Consider the following 3,709-nt stretch of genomic DNA (forward strand, 5'->3'; position numbering starts at 1 on the left):
CACAATCAGCCCGGTTTAGGTGGCACACTTTACTCCGGTTTGAGTGGCACACTTTGCTCCGGAATCCGTGGCACATCTTGCTCCGGTACAGGTGGCACAATTACTCCGGAATCAGTGGCACACTTTGAACCGGTTTATCCAGCTGGAATACTTTTATTGCTTAATGGAGTTTTGCACATTGTAGAATACATTAATAAATCCATTAGTCCTGGAAGGATTGGTATCCTTGTATTTGGAGTAATATATATAATAACTGGCCTTTTAATATTTAATAAGAAAAGGTACTCAGTTTATTTAGGACTTATAATTCCAATAATCGGGATGACATTGTCTATTATTAAATTTGGAGTTCCTGAACTTATCTCATTGTCCGCATTATTCAAGCTGATTGGATTAATAGTAATTTGTTGTTGTGGCTACATTTTAATTAACCAGAAAACCTTGAAATGAGACAATTAATACTTCTGATAATATAGAACAACTGCTCCCAACAAACGCTATAGCAAATGCGGGTTTGCGTGTTCGTTGAAACATTTGGAATCTTTACATACATTTGTGCTGGCAGACAGCTGAGCAACAATTTATTCCCGCACTTGCCATAGCGTCGGCCGTTGTGCAACATATAAAATGACGAAATCACTAATATTCATATTGACTATTTTCATGACCTTAAATTGTCTTTGTCAATCAACTGAGACATTGGAAAGTTATTCAGATACAATTAGACTTAAAAATGGAGAAACCTATTTGGTTGACCTTTCAAGATTTGAGTCGCAAAAACATGATGGTCACATTGTCCGAGTTACGTTCACAAAGGATGTAGGAAACGGTGGAACTTTAATTGATTCATACGACATTGACAAAGACCCAGTAATTGGCTGTGACCCTAAGAAATACGACTATAATGGAGACGGATTTTTGGACTATAGTTTTGTTTCAAATATGGCTGCTCGTGGTGCTAATGAAGTTCGGACATTATTCATTTTCGACCCAAATGAAAACCGATTCCTTCATATCAAAAACTCCGAGCAATACCCAAATTTGATCTTCAACTCAAAACTAAATTGTCTTGACGCTTGGGCTTTTCACGGTGGGACAACACAAAGTTTTTTGAGACTAGAATCTGACAGTCTTGTATTAATGTATACAATTGATGTGCACGGAACAGAAAGGGTATTGGGCAAATATGAAAATGGTGAGCAGATTTTAAGAGAAGTTGACACAATTCAAGACGTAGACTTTCCAAGGTATATCAGTTTTGACCCGTTTGAAGAATATGAAAATTAAAAATACGTTGCACAACAACGCATATAGCTTATGGCGGGTAAACGGCTGCCAGCAAGGCTTTCGCTCCGTAGCCAACTTTGGTTTCGGTGGACAAGAAAGTGCTTCGAAACCGCCACAAGCCATATGCAAACCGTTGTGCGCAACCAGGGCAGACTGATACGATATAACAAATGAATAAAGAAAAAGAAATATTTCAACGAGATGACTTGAGAACGGGTGGATTTTATGAACTCTGTATTCAAGTTTGTCCAAGTATTGATAATAAACCAATTGAATTATATATCAATTACATCTGGACCCTTGATAATGTTAAAGGCCCATTTGATAAGGATTTCAATAAAACTGAGATTGACATTAATAATTTTGAACATCAAGGATTGATAACTCTTGATAATTCATTGATTCCTTTCAAAACATTTAATATTAGAGAAGAAGAACCAATTGAGGCTGGATTTAATTGGTTTGATATTAGTTTTTATACAGCAGCGATTGAGTATGTCTTTGGAGAGGAATATAAGACTTGGACAGAGAAACCTAAATGTCCCCCTCAAATAGAAAGGTTCTTTGATTCTTTAATAAAGCAATTATTCAAAATTTATAAATTTAAGCTTGCGATTATTGATTTTGAGGTTTCTGGACAATATTACCTCGATGATTTAAAAAAACCTATAGAAAATATATTCTATCCTAAGTTTTTCGTAGGGACTGAAAATTATGACTTGATTGCAGAAGAAAATAAAAAGAGTGTAACATTTATATGATATTATTGACTGATAAAAACGAATGGCAGCGCACAACATACAATATAAAACAGTTGGGGTTCAGTGGTTTGTGAGGGTTTGGTACCCGCATCAGCTTTTGTGTCGGTGGACAGGAACGAAGCCCGCAAACCCAACCGTTTCATATTGTCAACCGTTATAGCCAATTTTAGGACGACCGAAAATGACAGAACAAACAGAAATTTATAAACTTGACAAAAGTATCTGGACACATGACGACTTTGAAGAAATGGGTTGGCATGACGCAAACATTTATGGGCTGACAATTGAAAAAAGCGAAGACAATTGGACAGCAGACTGCTTGCTTGACTTAGATTACATTTTTAAATGGGTTCATCCAATTCCACCAGCACAGACATTTACATTTTGGGTTGCTCCTTGCACACTAATTTTTAAAGAGTGTTTTGACTTGCATATTGACTTCAAAACAGACGGTGGTTGTCTTGACCTTATGGAAATTGCCGACCTTTATTTAAAAAGTAAAACAGAGCAAGAAAAAAATAAGTTTGTTTACGAGTGGACAATAGAATTGCAGCAGGGACAAATAGCTTTGAAGTCATACGGACTTGAACAAATTGTAAGACAACAACCCAAACACGTGAAAGGACAAGTTTTAACTTTGGACGAACGTGGTGGAATAAATTTTGGACGAAAACCATGCTGACAGAAAGAAAAACTGGCTATAACAGCACCTACCCCAAAGGCGGGGTTTCGAGCTCCGCAGACAGTTTTGTGGTTAATGGAAGTTTAGTTTTTCTAATCAAGTTTTGTGGTAAAAGTCCCGCCCTTTGGGTAGCTGCAAAACGTTAGCAAACATTAAAAAAAAATGAAGATCCAGTCTAAACCTCATATTTGGCCAACACTATCAGGTTTAATAATGATATTTTGCTGTTCCTTTTTTGCATATATTTTTTTTAACTCAATAATTATTGACAAGCCTTTACCTAGAGGTCTCTTCATTATTTTGGGGCTCTTTTCGACTCTAGCAGTTTGGACTTTAATTTTAGGAATATACTTTTTTAAAATTATTACACTTTCATCAGAGAACATTTCTATTTCTTTTCCTTTCAGATTTAAAAAATATGAATTCAAATTTTCAGAACTCAAATTACATTGTACATACAATAATTCAGGCCGATTTATAAACTATGAATCATTGCATTTTCAGTCCTCAGACATGAGAACATTTATGATCATGCAATATGAATACTGGAACTACAGAAAGATCAAAGATGTAATTGTTAACAGTTCTGAAAATGGAGAAATAAGCAAAATCCATAATGGAAGACAAATATTAATCTTTTTTGCGATCTCACTCATTTTTACTTTTGGTACGGCAGGACTATTAGAATTAATGTATCAATGAATTAATTAACGTTTGCTAACAAATGCTAAACGCTAACGGGCGCATGGTTGTAAGGAGAAAGATTGTAAATTTATTGACAATTGTGCTGGCCTGATAGATAAGTATTCAAAGAGCCCGCCAGCGCTTAGCCTCAACCGTTACCGCCAAGTGTAAAAAGAGAAACGATTGACATAATATTTAACAGTGTACCAGTTAGAAAGCAATTAAAATATTAATTAGCTATGACTTCAAACACAATAAATCGGACAATTGAATCATCAAATGCAATTACTTTTAT

General features: G+C 35.4%; 4 protein-coding genes. All 4 read left to right on the forward strand.

The genetic code is table 11. The features are described 5' to 3' along the window. The first annotated feature begins 114 nt into the window (after window positions 1-114). The 4 genes from IH597_01605 (at window position 115) to IH597_01620 (ending at window position 2,730) form a co-directional block, all read left to right on the forward strand. Complete coding sequence (locus IH597_01605; protein MBE0661135.1) at window positions 115-450, forward strand: DUF308 domain-containing protein; 336 nt, start codon at window positions 115-117, stop codon at window positions 448-450. Between the two features lie 249 nt (window positions 451-699). Then, window positions 700-1,287: a hypothetical protein gene (locus IH597_01610; protein ID MBE0661136.1), complete on the forward strand. Its 588-nt coding sequence runs from the start codon at window positions 700-702 to the stop codon at window positions 1,285-1,287. A 170-nt stretch (window positions 1,288-1,457) separates the two neighbouring features. Next, window positions 1,458-2,048, forward strand: a complete 591-nt coding sequence (locus tag IH597_01615) for a hypothetical protein (protein ID MBE0661137.1) — start codon at window positions 1,458-1,460, stop codon at window positions 2,046-2,048. Between the two features lie 181 nt (window positions 2,049-2,229). After that, entirely contained in the window at window positions 2,230-2,730 is a 501-nt protein-coding gene (locus tag IH597_01620) for a hypothetical protein (protein ID MBE0661138.1), read from the forward strand. Window positions 2,731-3,709 lie beyond the last annotated feature (979 nt).

The organism is Bacteroidales bacterium, assembly GCA_014860575.1.
Lineage (GTDB): Bacteria > Bacteroidota > Bacteroidia > Bacteroidales > JAAYJT01 > JAAYJT01.